This window comes from Streptomyces sp. NPDC053665, from assembly GCF_055585285.1.
Map to the genome: position 1 here is coordinate 1 of NZ_JBVJKK010000014.1, position 18,561 is coordinate 18,561.

General features: G+C 64.0%; 20 protein-coding genes and 1 tRNA gene. 16 read left to right on the forward strand and 5 right to left on the reverse strand.

The window, feature by feature from the left end; translation table 11 throughout:
• Window positions 1-614 precede the first annotated feature (614 nt).
• Window positions 615-2,999 carry a coiled-coil domain-containing protein gene (locus tag ACZ6ZN_RS32945; RefSeq protein WP_469651873.1) on the forward strand — a complete coding sequence of 795 codons (2,385 nt, stop codon included), beginning with the start codon at window positions 615-617 and terminating at the stop codon, window positions 2,997-2,999.
• A complete protein-coding gene (locus tag ACZ6ZN_RS32950; RefSeq protein ID WP_469651904.1) occupies window positions 2,996-4,000 on the forward strand; it encodes a hypothetical protein in 1,005 nt (334 codons plus the stop codon). The genes ACZ6ZN_RS32945 and ACZ6ZN_RS32950 overlap by 4 nt, the downstream gene beginning before the upstream one ends.
• Before the next feature lie 7 nt (window positions 4,001-4,007).
• Here ACZ6ZN_RS32950 and ACZ6ZN_RS32955 read toward each other — a convergent pair whose 3' ends face one another.
• The 3 genes from ACZ6ZN_RS32955 to ACZ6ZN_RS32965 form a co-directional block, all read right to left on the reverse strand.
• Window positions 4,008-4,589 carry a hypothetical protein gene (locus ACZ6ZN_RS32955; RefSeq protein WP_469651875.1) on the reverse strand — a complete coding sequence of 194 codons (582 nt, stop codon included), beginning with the start codon at window positions 4,587-4,589 and terminating at the stop codon, window positions 4,008-4,010.
• 831 nt (window positions 4,590-5,420) lie between these two features.
• Window positions 5,421-6,746 carry a serine/threonine-protein kinase gene (locus ACZ6ZN_RS32960; RefSeq protein ID WP_469651877.1) on the reverse strand — a complete coding sequence of 442 codons (1,326 nt, stop codon included), beginning with the start codon at window positions 6,744-6,746 and terminating at the stop codon, window positions 5,421-5,423.
• A 446-nt stretch (window positions 6,747-7,192) separates the two neighbouring features.
• A complete protein-coding gene (locus ACZ6ZN_RS32965) occupies window positions 7,193-8,290 on the reverse strand; it encodes a DUF1152 domain-containing protein (RefSeq protein WP_469651879.1) in 1,098 nt (365 codons plus the stop codon).
• Window positions 8,291-8,434: 144 nt separating this feature from the next.
• Between ACZ6ZN_RS32965 and ACZ6ZN_RS32970 the strand changes: the two genes are divergently transcribed.
• The 3 genes from ACZ6ZN_RS32970 (at window position 8,435) to ACZ6ZN_RS32980 (ending at window position 10,707) form a co-directional block, all read left to right on the forward strand.
• Complete coding sequence (locus tag ACZ6ZN_RS32970; RefSeq protein WP_221757132.1) at window positions 8,435-9,175, forward strand: GntR family transcriptional regulator; 741 nt, start codon at window positions 8,435-8,437, stop codon at window positions 9,173-9,175.
• A gap of 276 nt (window positions 9,176-9,451) precedes the next feature.
• A complete protein-coding gene (locus tag ACZ6ZN_RS32975; protein WP_469651881.1) occupies window positions 9,452-9,892 on the forward strand; it encodes an ATP-binding protein in 441 nt (146 codons plus the stop codon).
• A gap of 86 nt (window positions 9,893-9,978) precedes the next feature.
• Window positions 9,979-10,707: a GntR family transcriptional regulator gene (locus ACZ6ZN_RS32980; protein ID WP_469651883.1), complete on the forward strand. Its 729-nt coding sequence runs from the start codon at window positions 9,979-9,981 to the stop codon at window positions 10,705-10,707.
• A 14-nt stretch (window positions 10,708-10,721) separates the two neighbouring features.
• Here ACZ6ZN_RS32980 and ACZ6ZN_RS32985 read toward each other — a convergent pair whose 3' ends face one another.
• Window positions 10,722-10,943, reverse strand: a complete 222-nt coding sequence (locus ACZ6ZN_RS32985; protein ID WP_469651885.1) for a hypothetical protein — start codon at window positions 10,941-10,943, stop codon at window positions 10,722-10,724.
• 363 nt (window positions 10,944-11,306) lie between these two features.
• Between ACZ6ZN_RS32985 and ACZ6ZN_RS32990 the strand changes: the two genes are divergently transcribed.
• The 11 genes from ACZ6ZN_RS32990 to ACZ6ZN_RS33040 all read left to right on the forward strand — a co-directional run bounded on the left by ACZ6ZN_RS32990 (window position 11,307) and on the right by ACZ6ZN_RS33040 (window position 18,191).
• Window positions 11,307-11,657 (forward strand): SCO3933 family regulatory protein, encoded by a 351-nt coding sequence (locus tag ACZ6ZN_RS32990; protein ID WP_469651887.1) that lies wholly within the window; start codon window positions 11,307-11,309, stop codon window positions 11,655-11,657.
• A gap of 5 nt (window positions 11,658-11,662) precedes the next feature.
• On the forward strand, window positions 11,663-13,036 hold the full coding sequence (locus ACZ6ZN_RS32995) for an FtsK/SpoIIIE domain-containing protein (RefSeq protein WP_469651889.1): 1,374 nt from the start codon (window positions 11,663-11,665) through the stop codon (window positions 13,034-13,036).
• Window positions 13,037-13,116: 80 nt separating this feature from the next.
• Entirely contained in the window at window positions 13,117-13,773 is a 657-nt protein-coding gene (locus tag ACZ6ZN_RS33000; RefSeq protein ID WP_469651890.1) for a DUF2637 domain-containing protein, read from the forward strand.
• Window positions 13,774-13,791: 18 nt separating this feature from the next.
• A complete protein-coding gene (locus ACZ6ZN_RS33005; RefSeq protein WP_104783024.1) occupies window positions 13,792-13,983 on the forward strand; it encodes an RING finger protein in 192 nt (63 codons plus the stop codon).
• On the forward strand, window positions 13,983-14,174 hold the full coding sequence (locus ACZ6ZN_RS33010) for a mobile element transfer protein (protein WP_142159485.1): 192 nt from the start codon (window positions 13,983-13,985) through the stop codon (window positions 14,172-14,174). Before ACZ6ZN_RS33005 ends, ACZ6ZN_RS33010 begins: the two co-directional genes overlap by 1 nt.
• A gap of 9 nt (window positions 14,175-14,183) precedes the next feature.
• A complete protein-coding gene (locus ACZ6ZN_RS33015) occupies window positions 14,184-14,378 on the forward strand; it encodes a hypothetical protein (protein ID WP_469651893.1) in 195 nt (64 codons plus the stop codon).
• Window positions 14,379-14,404: 26 nt separating this feature from the next.
• Entirely contained in the window at window positions 14,405-14,662 is a 258-nt protein-coding gene (locus ACZ6ZN_RS33020; protein WP_469651895.1) for a SpdD protein, read from the forward strand.
• A gap of 130 nt (window positions 14,663-14,792) precedes the next feature.
• On the forward strand, window positions 14,793-16,115 hold the full coding sequence (locus ACZ6ZN_RS33025; RefSeq protein ID WP_469651897.1) for a replication initiator: 1,323 nt from the start codon (window positions 14,793-14,795) through the stop codon (window positions 16,113-16,115).
• A complete protein-coding gene (locus ACZ6ZN_RS33030) occupies window positions 16,088-16,282 on the forward strand; it encodes a helix-turn-helix transcriptional regulator (RefSeq protein ID WP_469651899.1) in 195 nt (64 codons plus the stop codon). Before ACZ6ZN_RS33025 ends, ACZ6ZN_RS33030 begins: the two co-directional genes overlap by 28 nt.
• Window positions 16,279-17,652: a tyrosine-type recombinase/integrase gene (locus ACZ6ZN_RS33035; RefSeq protein WP_469651901.1), complete on the forward strand. Its 1,374-nt coding sequence runs from the start codon at window positions 16,279-16,281 to the stop codon at window positions 17,650-17,652. The genes ACZ6ZN_RS33030 and ACZ6ZN_RS33035 overlap by 4 nt, the downstream gene beginning before the upstream one ends.
• A gap of 242 nt (window positions 17,653-17,894) precedes the next feature.
• The gene (locus ACZ6ZN_RS33040; protein ID WP_221757141.1) at window positions 17,895-18,191 is read left to right on the forward strand and encodes a GYD domain-containing protein; all 297 of its coding nucleotides are present in this window, start codon (window positions 17,895-17,897) and stop codon (window positions 18,189-18,191) included.
• A gap of 251 nt (window positions 18,192-18,442) precedes the next feature.
• On the opposite strand, the gene ACZ6ZN_RS33045 is transcribed toward ACZ6ZN_RS33040, so the two are convergent.
• A tRNA-Arg gene (locus ACZ6ZN_RS33045) sits at window positions 18,443-18,514 on the reverse strand.
• Window positions 18,515-18,561: the final 47 nt, after the last annotated feature.

An 18,561-nucleotide genomic window follows, 5' to 3' on the forward strand; every position in this document is an offset into this window, starting at 1 on the left:
GTCTCAGCTGAAATGCTGATGGCGGGGTCTTTGGGCACCTCATGCAAGGTGCCCCCGGCAGGATTCGAACCTACGCACACGGCTCCGGAGGCCGTCGTCGCGATGAGCGTTCCCGCAGCTCAGAGCGCTGTGGTCGTCAGATCGCGGGTAATGGGTCCACGGGTGGTCCAGGTCCTGCCACATCGGCGCAAGAGCATGCCCAGGTCGATCCTTGCCAGCTCCTAATCGCCAAACTCTACAACTAACCCCTAGCGCAGGATCGGTCTTACTGCGCGATACGGTATAAATCTCACTTAACCACCGTAGCGGCATGTATGGGAGCAAGAAGTCACGAGAGGGATGCTAGCTCGTCAGGTATGTGGCGGACCATAGAGCGCAAGGTCATCTCCGGCAGTAGACTGGCTCACCAACTTGGCTGACTGCTGCAGTGGTGGGGGGACACACTGTGTCAAACCTTGGTCAACGAATGTTTGCTGTAATGAGCGAAGTGTCGGCAGCGGCTATTGCTCATACTCCTGATGCGGACGCGCTAACAGAGCATGAATTGTCCCTTCTGGGGATTATGGCAGCGGAACCATTTAACATGACTCTTTTCCTCGAGGAGTTGATGGCCGATGCTGATTAAGCTGGAAACCGAGCGCCGCCGAGGCCTTCGCATCATTGAGGAAATCCCTGACATCGAGCTGTGTAAAATTCAGGGGTACAACGGCATCGGCAAGACAAACGCGATCAAGCTGCTGGCATTGTGCTCAGGCGAAACACCCTTTCGTGGAGACCCTGCGGCGTGGCCGTCATTCCGGGAGCAGCTGCTAGCTGGGACTGTACGGGTTTCAGGGCTTCGTGATGGTGAAGAGATTGTTTGGGAGCTGACACCGGAGCAGTGGCCGGCCGATCCGAAGGAGTCGCTCGGAGAATCCATAGGCTCTATGTGGATCAATGGGAAAAAGGCCAGCCTTGGAGATGTGAGGCAGATCTTCCGGGTTTATCATATCCTAGCTGCGGAAACGCCGCAGAACGTCCTCTCTGCGCGAGTTCTGGAAGCTCAAAAGGAGATCTCTGCCTGGAACTCGGAACGTCAGAAGCGACTGGATGCCATTGATGAATCCATCGATAGGGTTGGTTCCCTCATTGTAGAGGCAAGCCCTGAAAAGCTCAGTTCGGAAATAGTTGCTGCGCGCGATGCTCTAGACCGTGCGAAAAAAGTGGCAACGGAACTTGAAGAAGCCAGCCACAGGATGGCGCTTCTGAAACGAGCGGCGGAAGTATCGGACCATCTCATTCAGGTTCGAGGACGCGGTCCGGAAATGGATGCGAAACTCGCCGAGCTTGCGGAACGTCTCTCTGTACTTGAACGAGAGAAGGAATCGCTAGACCAAAAAATTGCCGATGCCAGCGCTCGCAAGCATCGCGATGCGGAGGCTGAGAAGTACTTCAAAAATTCCCAGGCCTATCTAGCTCGGCATGATCGAGCTCTCAGTTCCGCGCGCACTGCGTTGGAGAACGCCGCTGCCGCAGCGGGAATCGAACCGCGTCGCGATGTCATTGAACAGGCACATCGTGAGGCTGGCGAGCGACTGACTGAACTCACGAGCCAACTGCCAAGCGTTCACGCCGCGCCCCTTATTTTGGAAGTCCTCGATGATCTCATTCATCGGCTCAACGCGGCGCAAGACGAAGACTTGGGTTCTGCCACACTACTCACGGACTCGGAGGGCACGGAGATCTACTCTGTACTCTCTCTCAATCGTGCCTTCATGGCAGAACGCGAAAACCTGAGAAAGCGTACTCCGTCTGCAGACGCGGCTAAACTAAATGAAGCGATCTCCCGGACGCGGAACCTGCTAGACAGCTTGGCTCGAACTTCCGACGCCCTGAGTAATTTTGAGCTGGCTGAGGCTGGCCTGGTCAAGGCTAAGAAGCGTCTGCAAGATGCAGTTGATGGCCTGCCGGAGCAAACCGCTCGGACGTTGGACGAGCTCATGGAGAGCAGGAATCAGCTCGATAGGGAATCGGCTCAAGTGCAGACGAACCATGCTCGTTTGTCTCACGCTCGTGAGTTGCTGGGTGGGGGACTTGACGAGCAGTCTCTGAACTCCGAACTCGTCACGCTTTGCCAGGCCTTGGGCGTCAAGGCTTCGCGAGTGAAAGGGCAGCTCTCAATCGAAACGGCGAAGCTGGAGGAGATCGTTCGAAGCAACGTCCAAGCGTCTCAGCAGGCCGAGCGTGCGAGTCTAGCCGTGGAGCGGCGTTCCTCAGCCGTAAAAGACGCTCTACTTCAACTATCTCAAGAAGATTCAAATCATTGGCTTTTCAAGTCTCGACCGCACCTTGCAGAGCTTGTCCAAGCTGATGCTGAACGTCAAGCCTCTGCATTGGTTGACGTCTTGAGAGACGTCGAACGCGCGGGTAACAGACTGCACCGAATTGACTCGACCGTCAGAGGCACTGGACAAGCTCTGAGTGAGCTTCACGCAAGTCTCGGAAGAGGGGATGGCCTTCCAGAAGGAGCCGAGCCACTGGATCACGCTGTCCGGCTCTGGCTGCGAGAGGACGTCCGGAAGTGGTTCGATGACGAACTCGTTCGTAAGGCCCTCTTTGGCGGGGGCAGCGACATACGTCTCGATCCCAGAGATATGACGATCTGTTGGACGAATGAAGACGGAGAAGAAGAAAGGCGTCCTCTTTCAGCCTTCTCGAGCGGACAACAAGTTTTCGCTTATACGCAGGCACAAGTGGCCAAACTGGATCGAGAGGGTCTGCCGGCAGCCAATAGGCTAATCGCTTTGGACGAGTTCGGCTCCTTCTTGGACTGGGATCGTATGTCCCGGCTGGTCGATTACCTGCAGTCTCGTGAACGCGGGGCGACGAGGGATCAAGTTCTTGTGGTCCTCCCGTTGGAAGAGGATGCTCCGCGGCGACGCGGGGAAGCTAGCGTGGTCCAGCAGCAAGTTCGCAGTCTGGAGCAGCGTGGATACTTTGCGGAGGAACTGCGCACGTGAACGAGGTGCCACATCGAACCGTTTTTGGCGTGCCCGCAGTTCTCACTGGTTCTGAGATCGCTGTACTCGTCGAGGACCTCAGTGAACTTTGGAAGCTCACCTACGACCGACCGGCTGCCGATCTGGCATCAGATCTAGAATTGTGCCGAAAATTCTTTGATCCGTTGGCGCGAGGTGGCACTCTGCGTGACCGCCTAGCTTCCTTGCCGCGAACGCCTGCAAAGATCAGGCGAGCCTCGTACAGCCAACCACTTATAGTAGATGTGGGCGCCAGCGCATGCATTATCGGCATTGAAGGCCGACTCCTGCTCGATGTTCTACAGCAAGCAACCAGCGAGGACTTTTTTGTACTTTCACCGTCCGTGGTTTCTGACATGGAAAGAACTGCGCTAGACAAGTACCGTGAGTGGTCAACAGCTCGTCTCAGACAGGTTGTCGCGATGCGCACTGGGAAGGCTAATGAGGTCATGCAGGCTATTTCAGCGGGCCTTGTGATCGCGCTACTGGTGAATCGGTCCGACTCGCCTGACCGGGCTATCCCAAAGCTATCTGCTGACTCACCAGAAGGGTCGAGCCTTAATTCCGCTATTTATAACGGTGCCGAGCGTTTCGCTGAGATGGTATCGCGAAGCAAGAGCGCTCGTTCTGTTGGCGAGAAAAGCCTCAAGGGTGGCTACGGTCTTAGTGAAGCGAGTCGTCGGCTCGCGCATCGATTGGTGACAGACAGGCGAAAGGGCGGCGACTTCATCTATGTCGCTCCGGACTACAAAGATGAAGTTATTGCCTATCTGGCGAATGACCTGGCGCGACGGGCTACCCTCACTGAGGAAGTATTCGACAAGGCCCTTGATGCCCTGGTTTCAGGGTTCCGTGAGACCGCCGACATGCTTGCTCACCGCTCGCTAATCTTCGAACGCCCTGCGGAGACTCGGAAGTTGCAAGCAACATTCACCTCCGCGTTCATAGAAGCTCGTGCGAACCATGAACGCGGAGATGGCTGAGCGGGCCTCAAATTTTACGGAATAGAATCAGACGTTCTGAGAGCTGTACGTCATGGCGCACATTGTTGCTCTGCCATCGTTGACCGCGCTGGCGTAGGGTTATGTCTTTCTCGAAGGAGAAGCCAACGCTTTGTGCGATATCACCAATGAGGCGCGGCGTATCAACATAGACGCCATAGGGGGCGCTATCCCCGACGAGCCACACCACGGGCGAGCCCGGCTTTAGTGCACGAGCCAGATTTTCCAGCACTTGACCGACTGCCAGAAAGTAATCGGGGATGACTCGGTCGTACTCTTTCCCGCGGGGCCGCTTAGACCGTTCGGCTAGAAGCTTCGACGTTATCTCGACCACTGATGCGGCGACATCTCCGTAAGCTTCGAGCCCGGTAGTGGCTAGGCGTGCTGAGGTGACGTTGCTCTGCTGCGTCGTAGCTGTCAGCATGTCTGCCCGAACTTCTGCGCACATCTCCGCCCAGCTAGAAATATCGCCCCAAAAGTAGAGCTCCAGGCGAGTGGCATCGGCATAATCGAAGTTGTTGAGGTATGGCGGAGACGAGATGCAGCCGTGGGCGCTCTTGGGCGTCAACATCTCCCAAGCAGTCTGCGTACGCGAGTCACCCTGGACTACCTCGAAGGAAAGGTGACTGCCGGCGACAGGTGCTTGGCGAAAATCTTGATCAATCCAATCTGCGCGCTGGGTAAACCGAGTCAAGGGGTCTCCGTGAATCGGCTTCCGCTCTGTCCCAGGCCTTTGGTATGGCCAGCCGACTCGGGCTGAGGCAACATCGCGGAGAGTCCCAAGAAGTGCCCATTTTGCATGTAGACCCCAGGGCTCGGCAGCACCAGCACGAATCAAGTCGCGGAGAACGAGGAGTTGCCCGAGGACGGGGCGACTGAAACAACGTTTCACGAGATCCGGTTCTCGGTCGATGAGACGTTCCGCTGCGGCTCCTTGCTGCGCGGCTGCCGCAGCCAGCGTCCGTGCCACCTCACCGAGCGTCTTCTCAGCATGTTGCTGACTTTGTAGCTTCAATTGGCCTAGCTCGGCGATCAGGGGGTGCGCTTCAATGCCGAAGAATGAGTGGCCGGCCCGGCGGGCTGCTGTCCCAGTTACCGCTGAGCCAGCGAATGGATCAACGACGAGGCTTTCTGGAGCAAGGTCTAGGTGCTCGAGTAGCGTGGTGACGTAGTCAGAGGCGAAACCGGCTGGATATCGGAACCAGCGATCGAAGGGTTCACTCCGACTTGTGCCGTGCACTCGCCCACGCCCAGAGGCGGGGGCGAGGGACGTTGACGTCAAAGGGTTCAGGGTGAGGCCAGGAAGCGGCGGCTGCCCAGTAGGCTGAGTTTCGTTAATCAACACGGTCCCATTGCACCACGGCGTCGCGTTCAGCACCACGGCGCTCGAAAAATTTACAGGTCACGAAGCGATCAAAGTGGCCAGCACTGCGCTTCGTGGTGTCCAGTCGAACGCCCTATAGTAGGCCAACACGGTCGGGCCCGCACCGGTGAGGGCTCTAGAGATGACGCGCTCTGCCGGACCGCTTAGCTCGTCAAGCCACTCAATCGTGCGCCGAGTTTGTTCTCTATGTCCGCAATGTGCTTCGGCGGCGAAGAATGACGGTGCTGCATCCTGAGCGAAGGCAACATGTCTCACCTCGATCAAGGTACGAAGAATTGTGTGAATGAAAGAGAGTGGCGTTCCCATGTAATCTGGGTCGCGATCTTCCCAAGGACTCTCTCTGAGATGTCGCGCCATAAGGACGGCTAGTTCGCTGGCGCGTTCTGGGTTTTTGCGAGTCCACTCGCTAAGCAAGGACGTAGTCAGTGGTGCCAGATTATCGAAGAAGATGACGTGACTATTCGGGTATGCCGTGGCGAGTGTTACAAGAGTGTCTATCTCCGAGGTCTTCCCTAGTAGAATATCGTTCGCGATCCTTTCTGCCTTCTCTTCTATTGGCTCGTCGCGTGACCCTAGTACTTCCTGGAGCATTCCCCGAAGGGCGGTCATGTCTTGCACTCTGCGGGCGAGTTCTTCCTGGGTGCATTCCAGGATGAAGGGTCGCCAGTGTAGGTAGTGATCATCGGGTAGCAGCCGTCTGCCGGGCCTAGGTTTCTGACCCGTGAGAAACCAGGCGGCTACCCTTCCGAGGCTGTACACGTCCGCTGCGGGCGTAGCCTCGCGGGGGTTTTCGCTGAGTTCTGGTGCGGCGTATCCGTCCGTCCCGATCTCCTGATTGGTCCGAGTGAGTGGCGAAGATGTAGGGGAGTACGGACGCATGACCATTCCCCAATCTGCGACGACCCAACGCCTTTTTTGGGAACTCGATTCGGGCAAGGCGAGTATGTTGTTAGGTGAAATGTCTCTGTGGATAAGCTGCCTTTTGTGGGCCACGTCGAGAGCCTCGGCGAGGTTCATTAGCATAGATGCTAAGTCCTCCTCGTCCAGGTCTTTTTGTAGTTTGCTAAGGCTTCCCTCCGCGACCGGCATTGCGTACCATTCGAATCCCGGGTCATGGTCGCGAATCGGCATGATGTTGGGGTGATGGAGCAGCTTTTGTGCTTCAATCTCACGCCGGATTCTTTCTTTGGCTTGAGGAACGGCGAGGGGCCGCTTGAGTGCGACCTCTTCGTTTGATTCCCTGTGCCATGCTCGCCGAACGTCTGCGTATCCGCCCGGGCCCAACGTCTTGCCGTCGAGTCGGTAGATGGATCGCGGATCTACGGTCGTCTCATCAGCCCCCATGGGAGCAGCGTACGATGCGGAATGACGAACCGGCCAGGATCGAACAACAGTTGGCTTCTGTTCCCGGTACCACCTGTGACTGTGAGCATGTAGGTCGGCGGAGCGGGTTTGGCCGGTGGCCTGCCCGGTCTGGGGTCGAGCATGACCAGGGGGCCGTACGCTAGTTGGCAACTCGGGCAGGCTTTGGGCCTGACCGCAATGTGCACGAGTGGCCCCCTGGTCTTGCTCGACGCGGGACCCGGACCGGGGAGGTGGCTAAAGCCGTGGAGCCGACCGTCCCAGCCACGACGCACCCCTTCTCTAACTTCAAGCGGCTGATCGCTGAAGAGCGCGGCATGGGCGCCGGCCGGGCTGGAGCGAGGCGGAGACAGGAGCGCAGGCCCGGCCGGGGGCCGGGCCGCGCGCGGTGAGCGGAGCGAGCCGCCTTGAACCCGTGAAGAAGGTTGTTACTCAGTAGCGGCTGTGATGCGCCACAAGGGCGCGTCGTACTGCTCCGGTCGGCTGTGAATGAGCAGCTGGCGCAGGTCCTCGCGCAAGGAGCCGTTGAGGTTCAAGGCCTCGGTGATGCGACGGAAAGTCGTGTGGGTGACTCCGCGGCTGTGGGCCTGGGCTTCGAACTGGTCGAGCTGAGACAGCGTGGCCACTGGATCGAGCGGCACAAGTGGCTGGTCCTTGAGCCATGCGGCCTTGTTGCGCTCGTAGTCGATTTCCGAGTAGCCGCAGATTTCGCGGCTGTGTGCCTCGGCCTCGTCCAGGGTGGCGGTCGTCAGGATGGTGCGGGCCAACTGGTTGCGGGTCAGTGCCTCGTCCAGGTCGACCTCATGGACCGTCGGTCCTTCGTCGGTGAGGGGGACCGGGAGGCCGGCGTCTCGCATCTCGCAGGTGCCGCGTACGCCTCGGGCTGTCGCCGCGAGCATCCCGGTTGCCTCGGAGGGATGCCACTCCAGGACCGAGCTGATCGGCTCAACGTCCTTCGCTGTGAGGGTGTCGATGAGCGGGCCTAGCATGCCGCGCAGTTCGTCGAGAGGGAGTTCGCCGTCGAGGCCGGGGCCCGCCACCAGGAGGCGGACGGGAGCGTTCACCTGGCAGCACGCGGCGAGAGTGACAGCGTCGGCAAGCGGGCTCTTCAACGTCGGCTCGTCGCCGCGGGCGAGGACGTCGCCGCCCACGTCCAGGAGGTCGATCGACTCTGGTGACAAGTAGTCCACCAGCTCTTCGAGTTGGCGAGTGACACCCTCGACCCCGTTGTGCGGATCGATCAGCGCGAACGTGTGCTGGAGCTCTGCTGCAAGTCGGGGGAGAGTCGAGCCTGCCGGAGCGATCGGGCGGGCCTCGGCCGGCACTGCCCAGACAGCTGGGGTGAGGGGCTGGAGGCCGGTGAAGTTGTCCGGTCCTCGGGGACCCGGAACCGGGTCGATCAGTAGGCGGTCCCACGCGTACGTGAGGATCACCGCCTGGTCCTCGTCGCCGTAGAGGGCGGCGTGAATCATGGCGGCGGCGACTGCGTCGCCCCCTCCTCCTGCTGCGACGATCAACCGCGTCATGCGGATCAGCCTACGGGGTAGGGGGTTGACCACTCACCCTATAGTGGCTAGAGGCCATAGCCACTTTTATCGAGAAGCAGGCCTCAGCTCGGTAGCGGGGTGCCCGACTACTCGCCTGGGGCTCGCCTTGGGTGAGGAGGACTGATGCCGCAGATCGAGGAGGCTCAGCCGAAGTATCTCCAGATCGCGCACTACATCCGTGATCAGATTCTTCGGGGTGACCTGCGACCGGGTGACGAGGTGCCGTCCGAACGGCAGTTGGCGGCGGACTGGAAGGTTTCCCGGCCCACGGCCGCACGGTCGTTGGAGGCGCTGAGCCATCAAGGGCTCGTCGAGAAGCGTCAAGGGTCGGGCACGTACGTGCGCAGCCTCGAAGTCAACCGGCGGGCACGTGAGTTGTACGGGCGGGCTCGGCAGACCGGGAAGATCTACACACCGGGCGAGTACGCCGTGATCACCTCTGCCGGTTGGCTGGAGGCGCCGGACCATGTGGCTGAAGCGCTGGGCCTGGTCAAGGATCGTCGGGCGGTGCACCGGCGGCGGGTGACCAACAACCAGGACGGGCCGATCACGCTCTCCACCTCGTGGTTCGCTCCGGACGTCGGTCAACGTGCCCCGAAGCTCTTGGAGCCGGAGCGGATCCAAGAGGGGACGCTGCTGTACGTCGAGAACATGACCGGACGGCAGGGGAGTTACGCGGAAGATCGCATGTGCGCGCGTGCGGCGACTGAGGAAGAGGCCGAGGACCTTCAACTTGCCGCCGGCTCCGCCGTGCTGATCGTGCACCACGTCGTCTTTGACCTCCAGGACCGGCCGTTGGAGTTCGCTGAGGCCACCTACCCGCCGCATCGCTGGGCGTTCGAGCAGGGCTACCCCCTCACCTGAGGGGGCCAGTTGCGGCGAATCGCTTGCGTCGTCCAAGTGGCTAATGCCACTATCCAGAAAGTGGCTAAGACCACTTCACTGGGAGGAGGCGCGGTGTGACGAGTCAGCGGCCGGATCAGGGCACGCACTTACCTTGCCGGGGTTGCCGGGGGCGCGGCTGGAAGCGTGTCGGCTCACGAACGACCCTGGCGCTTGCCACCGCCGCCGATCGCACCCGTGTCACATCGAAGCGGCGCTGCCTCGACTGCGACGGTAGCGGCAGGAAGTGAGCACTTGATGGCCTACATGATCGACCGCTACCCGTCTGAGGAGTTACCGCGTCTTGGGGCAATGACCTTGCACCCTGTCGCTGAGTCTGTGTCACGGGCTCGGCGCTGGTTCCGCAAGTTCATCGCCCCGTACAACCCGGCCTGCTCCGTCGACGACTGTGCGCTGATGATCTCGGAGCTGGTGACCAACGCCATCGCTTACGGCCGGTCGGACGAACCCTGGCTCGTACGGGTCGAGTGGTTCCGTGAGGGGACTTCGCTCCGGGTCGACGTGCACAACCCCGGCTTTCCGGCGAACGTCCGGTTGAGGCACCCCGACGCCGATGACGCCCACGGGCGTGGGCTGCTCCTGGTCGATTCGCTGGCCGAGTCGTGGCACGCCGCACCGAGCCGCTTCGGCGGAACCGTCGTCTCCTTCGTGGTGGCCGATGCCTGGCCCGGAAAGTAGGAGTTCGCTCCGCTTCTACCTTGACAATCGAAGATTCGCTAGTCTGGTTGACCAGTTGACTTGGCCAATCCTGACAGGCGGCGTTCATGGCGTATGAAGTGGAGCCACCGAAGTACGTGCGCCTCGCACAGACGATCCAGCGTCGCATCGAGGACGGCACGTACCCGCCTGGCACTCGGGTGCCCAGTGAGAACCAGCTGGTGCAGTCCTTCGGGATGTCCCGCCCCACCGTCGTGCGGGCGCTGGAACTGCTGAAGCGTGATGGCTGGCTGGAGTCCCGACAGGGGTACGGCACGATCGTCCGGGACCGGCCGGAAGTGGTCGAGCAGAAGGACAGGCGGGGGCGAGAGGCTCTGCAGCGCGACGAGTCCCAGACCTCGGGACGTCTTGTGGAAGTCGCTGAAGTTGTTGTCCCGGCGCGAGTCGCCTCAGCACTCGGCTTGCCGAAGAAGGCCAAAGTTCTCATGCGTCGCTTCCTCGTTGAGGAGGAAGGCGAAGCGGTTGAGCTGGTCTCGTCGTACTTCCCCGCCGGCCTGGTTGAGGACACTGAGCTGGCGAGCGCTGAAGTCCTTGCCAGCAGTGTGCGCGAGTACCTGGAAGCGAGGAAGAGGGTCCGCTTCGACCACGTCACGGAACGGGTCTCAGCTCGGCTCCCTGAGACAGGTGAAGCCGACCTCTTGGGCCTGCCGGACGGCGTGCCCGTGCTGAGCGTCCTGGTCATCGCGTGCGATGCGTCAGGGCAGGCATTGCAGGTCTCTGACGTGCTGCTTCCTGCTGACCGGCAGGAACTCGAAGACACTTACCGCCTCAGCTGACGGGTGACCGGGCCTCAGTTCCGAGGCTGGCGGCTGGCAAGCCGATAGATCACGTATGTCAGGGCCAGGATGAAGTCCGCGGCCACCCAGAGCCCGATCACCAGGCCCACCCCGATCGTGGTTCCGACGTCGTTCGCGTCGTTGCACAGGTCTAGATCGTCTCCCGTCAGGCCGCGGCACTCTTCGGGCGTGCCGCTGGCGCCAGTGGCGCCCACTATGACCCAGGTCAGGAACAAGAGCTGCACTGCGAGGAAGACCCACAGGAAGACACGGTGCCGCTTGCTCGGTGGGGGTGCCGTACTGCCCTGCCCTGGAGGCTGAGTTGAGGGTGAGACTTGGGGCGGTTCCGGCCAGGTGCCCGGCGGCGGTGCTGCACCTTGTGGAGTGCGAGGGCCCCATGACTGCGGTTCTGGAGCGCGGTGCTTCTTGCTCATGTCACGCCCTCCCTTGCTGCTGACTCCATGGTGCGCTGGGGGCTCCAAGGCCGCTCGCTGACCATCGCGATGTCACTTGACAAGTCAACCTGGCATCCGTAGCTTCGAACTTGCTAAGTCAACTTGTCAGGTGGCGAGTTGGTTGATCGAGAAGGAGAAATCTCTGTGCGTGTGATCCGTATTGACGCCTCGGCCGCCACGATCCTGCTCACCGAGGCGCCGGCGCCGAAGGTGCGCGACCGGCAGACCGATGAGATCGCCAAGGACGCCGTGAGTGGTGAGGCGCTGATGACGGTCGGCGTCGTCTACGTCGACGAGGGTGAGTCGTCGCTGATCAAGGTCACCGTCCCCGAGAGCGGCGTGACGGATGGCCTGACCGTCGGGGCCCCGGTATCGCTGCCGGGGCTCATCGCCCGGCCGTGGGAGAGCGTATTCAACGGGCAGCAGCGGCACGGCATCGCCTACCGGGCGACCGCCGTTGCTCCTGGCGCCTTCCCGATGGAGCAGGCGGGCTGATCGTCGTGACCGACCTGGTGACGTGGGCCAAGTTGGGCGGGTCGCTCGCTGCGATAGGCGGCGCGGCCTACGCCCGGCATGCCCATCCGGCGGCCTACTGGTCCACGGTCGGGCTGCCCGTCTCGGTGGCCCGGCTCCTGGCCTCGTACACCTCCACCATGGACGCGTGCGGCCTGACGGTTGAGCCGCCCCGGTGGCGGGCCCTGGCCGTCAAGGCCACGACTCGCCGTGAGGTCCGGCCGGTGCCTCCTCGCCGGGGCATGGTCCGGCCCACCTCGACCGGTCTGCGGCTTCGGCTGCGGCTGGCTCCGGGCCAGGAACCGGCGGACGTGGCGGCCTCGGCTGAACGGCTGCGGCACGCCTGGGGTGTTCACGCCGTGTACGTGCGGGACGTCAAGCCCGGTGTCGTGGAACTGCGGCTCGTCGGCTTCGACGTCCTGCGGAAGGTGCGGATGCCCCGTCGGACCGACGCCGGTCCGCTCCGCGTGCCAGTGGCTCTGCGGGAGGACGCAACCGCCTTCGTACGGGACTACCGGGCCGTACCCCACGAACTCGTGCTCGGCGCCACGCTGTCCGGCAAGTCCATGTTCCTGCGGAACCTGCTTGCCGGGCTGGCCGCTCAGCCGGTGGTCCTGGTCGGGATCGACTGCAAGCGAGGGGTGGAGCTGGCGCCGTTCGCTCCCCGGCTCTCGGCGCTGGCGACCGACCCGGAGCAGGCTGCCGAGCTGCTGCCCGTGCTCGTCAAGGAAATGGAGGACCGATACGACCTGATCAAAGCGCGGCAGGGCATAGCACCTGGCACCCCGGGTGAGCTGATCACCTCGGACGTCTGGGGCCTGCCGGAGGACGAACGCCCGGCTCCCATCGTGCTGTTCGTCGACGAGGTGGCAGAACTCTTTCTCGTCGCCACGAGGAAGGAGGAGGAGCGGCGGGACGAGATGGTCACCCAGCTCATCCGGCTCGCCCAGCTTGGCCGCGCGGCCGGCATCTATCTGGAGGTGTGCGGGCAGCGCTTCGGGGCCGAGCTGGGCAAGGGAGCGACCATGCTTCGGGCTCAACTCACCGGGCGGGTCTGTCATCGGGTGAACGACGAAGCGTCCGCCAAGATGGCGCTCGGTGACATCGCCCCTGAGGCTGTCCTGGCCTCCTGCGCCATCGCGGCCGAGTTGCCCGGCCTCGCCGTCGTCGGCGACACGTCCGGCGGCTGGTCCCGCATCCGCACTCCTCACCTGTCCCTCTCCGACGCTGCGGCCACCTGCCGCGAGACGGCACACCTTGCCCCGGACGTTCCGTCGCTCGCGCCGTTCAGGCCTCACGTTCCACCCGTGCCGGTGAAGGAGTCCGGTCCCCTGGCCACTCCTCAGCCGATCACCGAGTAACCGACTCGCTCCCACGGTCGGCGCGGCCGTCCCGCGCCAAGTCCCTACCCCACCCACGCCCGGAACTGGAAGGAGTGGCCGTGCGCGCCCTGCCCGTCCGTGTGGACGCCGTGCTCGTCCAAGCGGTGATCGCCGCCGCGCTGTCCTTCGCTCACCTGCATGACCTTGCACTCGCAGCCGGACAGGACGGCTGGAAGGCCTGGGCCTATCCGGTCTCTGTCGACCTGCTGTTGGTCGCGGCCTGGCGGCGTCTGCGCTCCGGTGAGTCGAAGACGGCCGGGTGGTGCTGGTTCGTCGTCGCGCTGACAGCGTCCCTCGGCGCCAACGTCGCCACCGCCGGTCTGCTCGACCTGGAGGACGTACCGGCCTGGCTCCGCATCCTCGTCGCCGGATGGCCCGCGGTCGCCTTCCTCGGCGGCACGCTGCTCGCTCACGGAGCAGCGCATCCAGGCACAGACCCGGCGACGGCACCGGAACCACTTTCGACGGCACAGGCGCCGGAACCGACCGCCACAGACATCGAGCCGCCCACGGCTGCGCCTGAACTGCCGGCCGCCGCACCGGAGTCGGCGCCGCCGCCTGCATCCCCGGTACCGCCCGCGCTTGTCACCCTCGCCCGCAAGGTCGCCGACGAACACCGCGCCCGGACCGGGACCGACATCGACACCTCGACCCTTCGCGCCCGGCTCGGTGTGCCCATGCCGCTTGCCGAAGCCATCACCACCCAACTCACCTGACCCGGAGGACTTTCCCCCTTGCGCCCGTCCACGCTCCGTGCGCTGAAGCGCGCCGCAGAGCTGACCCGACAGAACCGCCTGACCGAAGCCGTGCTGATCGCTGAACCGGTGATCCTCGCCGCTGACAGCTACGAGGGCGACGAGATCTTGCGCTGGCTGGCCGACCACGTCACCGACTTCACCGGTGAGACCGACAAGGAGATGCCCTGATGTCCGCCAACCGCCGTTTCCGCCGCGTCGTCCGCATCGGCCCCGTCCAGGTCGCCACGTACTACGACGGCCGGGGCCGCGAGAAGCACACCGCCGCCTGCACGGCTCCGCGCTGCGGCTTCGCCACCGACTACGACAGCCGCGCCGCCGCCGAGCTGGCCGCCCGCACCCACCGCTGCCGCGTCCGCTGAGGAGTTCCCGTGACCGTCTCGTTGCCGCTCGTCTTCGTCCTGGGCGTCATCGCTTGGGCCGCGATCAAGTTCCTCGGCATCCGCCTCTGGATCGCCGTCGTGATCGCGCTGTTCGGCTTCTGGCTCTCGCACACCATCCTCGCCCCGGCCATCGAGTCCGGCACCCGCACCGGGGTCGACGTCGTCAACGGCACCCACGAATGACACCCCGACCGACAAGGAGTCCCGCGATGTTCCGCCCCAAGCTGCCCGACACCCCGCACGTCCCGAGCATCACCACCCACATCCCGCAGGACCACGCCCCGGCTCCCTCCGCCGGCCGCTCGGTCGCCCCGTTCGTCGGGGTCGGCGCCGGTGCGGTCGCCGCCGTGGTCGTCGTCGGCATCGTCCTCACCGCGCTCCTGGCGGCGGTCGCCGTCTCGGCCGTGTCCGTGGCCATCGCCGCCGTGGTCCTGCGCTCCCTCGTCACCGGCGCCAACAGGCGCTGACCGGCCGCCGGGGCGGCAAACGCCGCCAAGCATCCCGCCGCCCCGGGGCCGTCCCTCCCAACCGCCGAAACAGCCGAAAGGAAGACCCATCATCACCCGGCAGACTCCGCCCCCGCTGGCGGAACTCTCCATGCTGGCCTCCCTCGGCACCATGCCCGAGTTGGCCCGCCAACTCTCCGGCCTGGGCGGCTGCACGAACCCCGTGCGCCTCGACGGCCACCGCACCGAGTACGCGGTCGACCGGACGACCGGAGAGATCGGGCGCGTCCTCCACTACCTCGACTCGTCCTCCCTGCCCGCCGGAAGTCTCCTCGTCCGCTGCAACAACCGCCGTGCTACCCGCTGCGCGGCCTGCGCGGAGGTCTACCGCCGAGACACCTTCCACCTGATCACCGCGGGCCTCCGCGGCGGTAAGGGCACCGCCGAACAGGTCGGCACACACCCGCGTGTCTTCGCCACCCTCACCGCACCGAGCTTCGGCCCGGTCCATAACCGCCCCTCCAGCGGGCGGCCCTGCCGCTGCGGTGCCCGGCACGACGACACAGACCCGGCCCTCGGTACGCCCCTCGACCCGGACGCATACGACTACGAGGCGGCCGTGCTCTGGAACGCACACGCCGGAGCCCTCTGGCGGCGCTTCTCGATCTACCTGCGCCGTGAGATCGCCAAGCGCGCCGGACTCACCCAACGCGCGTTTCGGCATCACGCGCGCGTCTCCTTCGCCAAGGTCGCCGAGTACCAGAAGCGGGGCGCCGTCCACTTCCACGCAGTCATTCGCCTCGACGGCCCGGAGGGCGGCGACACGGCTCCTCCGGTCTGGGCGTCCGCCGAGCTGCTGACCGACGCGATCCATGCCGCAGTCACCGCCACCCGTGTCAACGGACCCGATGTCGAGGGCCGAGCCCACACCTTCACCTTCGGCCGCCAACTCGACGTCCGCACCATCCGCTCCGGCGACTTCGACGGCGGCCAGGAGCTCACCGAACGGGCTGTAGCGGCATACATCGCCAAGTACGCCACCAAAGGCGCCGAGACTGCAACCGGCACCCTGGACCGGCCGATCCGCTTCCTCGCCGAACTGGCACAGGCCCGGATCACCGACCACGCCCGGCGCATGATCCGAACGGCCTGGACCCTCGGCGCCCGCAAGGACCTCGAACACCTCCGCTTACGCGCCTGGGCCCACATGCTCGGCTTCCGCGGCCACTTCTCCACCAAGTCGCGCCGCTACTCCACCACCCTCGGCGCCCTCCGCGACGCCCGCGCCGCATGGCGCCGCACACAAGCCGCCATGGCCGCTCCCCAGGACGGCGAAACCACGCTCGTCCTCGCCCACTGGGTCTTCGCCGGAACCGGCCTCAGCACCGGTGAGCAATGGCTGGCCGCATCCCTCGAACCCGCCCCCGGAACGGAAGGAGAACCGACATGGACGCCCGTCGCGACGAGCTCATGACCGTTTGCCAAGTCCTGGATGAGCTGGGCGGTGTCTCCCGTCGGACGTTCTACCGCTGGCGAGAACTGGGGTACGGGCCGGCTGCATTCAAGCTGCCCAACGGAGAGCTGCGGATTTGGCGGAGTGACTTCAACACCTGGCTGCGACAACTGGAGGAGGCGGCGTGAAGTCTCTCGATGTGAAGGTCTGGGGAGTCCGTAAGCGGGACACCAAAACGCCCTCGTATGGTGTCCGCTGGTCCGTCGCAGGCAATGTGTTCTCGGAGTCTTTCCGCACCAAGGCGCTTGCCGACCATTACCGCACGAAGCTCATGCGTGCGATGCGCGAGGGCGAGGAGTTCGACACGGAGTCGGGGCTTCCGGCCTCGATGGAAGAGAAGAAGTCGGCCGTGTCGTGGTACGCCTTCGCGCTCAGGTACCTCGCCATGAAATGGCCTCATGCCGCACCCAACACACGGGACGGCATCAACGAAGCCCTCACCAGCGTGACGCTGGAACTCCTCGACGAGCGCGCCGGACGACCGTCCGACGAGAACATCCGCAGAGCACTGCGCAACTGGGCTTTCGTGCTGCCAGGGCCCGATGACCGGGAAGTCCCGGACGACGTGCGGAACGTTCTCCACTGGGTGTCCAAGGCATCCCGGCCGCTCGCCGATCTCGCTGAAGCGGCCACGGCTCGCACGGTCCTCGACTCGCTGAAGCTCAAGCTTGACGGCACGGCGGCAGCGGCGGAGACCGTGCAGCGTAAGCGTCGGACGCTCGTCAACGCCGCGAACTACGCCGTCGACCTGGGGGAGCTGCGTGAGAACCCCATCACGGCTGTCCGCTGGCAGAAGCCGAAGGTGTCCAACCAGGTCGACCCGCGGGTAGTCGCCAACCCGGAGCAGGCACGGAACCTCCTGGCGGCGGTTTCCTACGTGGGCGGGTACCGGCGTGCCCGGGGTCGCCGCCTCGTGGGTCTGTTCGCCGCCATGTACTTCGGTGGCTTACGGCCGGCGGAAGCGGTCGGCCTCGTCGAGACGGACCTGAAGCTTCCCGAGCAGGGCTGGGGCTCGGCGCTGCTCCACCGGACCCGTCCGTCTGTCGGCAAGCAGTGGACCGACTCGGGGGAGACCCATGACGACCGCGGGCTGAAGAACCGGCCGACCGAGGACGTGAGGCGGGTGCCGATCCCGCCTCACCTCGTGGCCGTGCTCCGCGAGCACCTGGCCACCTTCGGCACGGCGGACGACGGACGGCTCTTCTTCAGTGAGAAGGGCTCGGTCGTTCCGTCGTCGACCTACTACCGCGTGTGGCAGGAAGCTCGGCTTCTCGCGCTTCCGCCAGCCGTCGCGGCCTCGCCACTCGCGAGTCGACCGTACGACCTCCGGCACTCGGCGCTGTCGACGTGGCTCAACGCAGGTGTCGACCCCACCGAGGTGGCCGAGCGCGCCGGCAACAGCGTGGAGGTCTTGCTGACTCGTTACGCCAAGTGCCTCGACGGACGGCAAGACGTCGCCAACCGGCGTATTGAGGATCTGTTGCGCGAGTACGAGTGATCGCAGACGACGGTAGCCCCGATGCCCCCGGACTTGTTCCGGGGGCATCGGCGTGCCTTGGCCGAGAGGGGCGTTCCTGTCCTCAGGAATTCCGCGCCGGTGGCTCCGGGGTGTATGTCGGGCCGCGCCATGAAGTAAGGCCGGCTTTCATCACTCGTTCAGAGGCGCCTCTCATGCGCATTACGCGCATGATGCCCAGAGTTGACCACGACTAGTTGCGTCTACTTACAGGGGTAAAGGACATGCCAACGTTTGTTGCGCTGCTGAACTGGACCGACCAGGGAGTCCGCGGCTACAAGGACACCCCGCAACGCGCCGAAGCCTTCACGGCAGCGGCTCAGAAGCTCGGGGTCAAGGTCCTGAACCTCTTCTGGACCGTCGGCCCGTACGACATCGTGGCTGTCGTGGAGGCGCCCGACGACGAGACTGCCACCGCGGTGCTCCTACAGGTCGGCGCGTTGGGCAACGTCCGTAGTACGACCTTGCGGGCCTTCGGCCGGGAGGAGATGGACCGCGTCATCGCCAAAGCCGCCGGCTGACGGACTTCCCCGTCGAGGTTCTGTTGGTACGAGTGACACGCTCAAGGCGGTACCCCCCAAGGCCCCTGGACCTGTCCGGGGCCTATGGGGGTACAGGGCATGACCTGCGCTTACGTCCCAAGATCCCGTCCACGCCTCGTCCACAGGCCCCGACATACGCCCGCTCCGGGCGGCATACGCCTGCACATACGCGAAGACCCCGACCGCAGCGTTTCCGCTGGTGACGGGGTCTTTGGGCACCTCATACAGGGTGCCCCCGGCAGGATTCGAACCTGCGCACACGGCTCCGGAGGCCGTTGCTCTATCCCCTGAGCTACGGGGGCGTGTCGGGCGGGAGCTGTTCGCTCGCGGCGACGGGTAGAACACTACC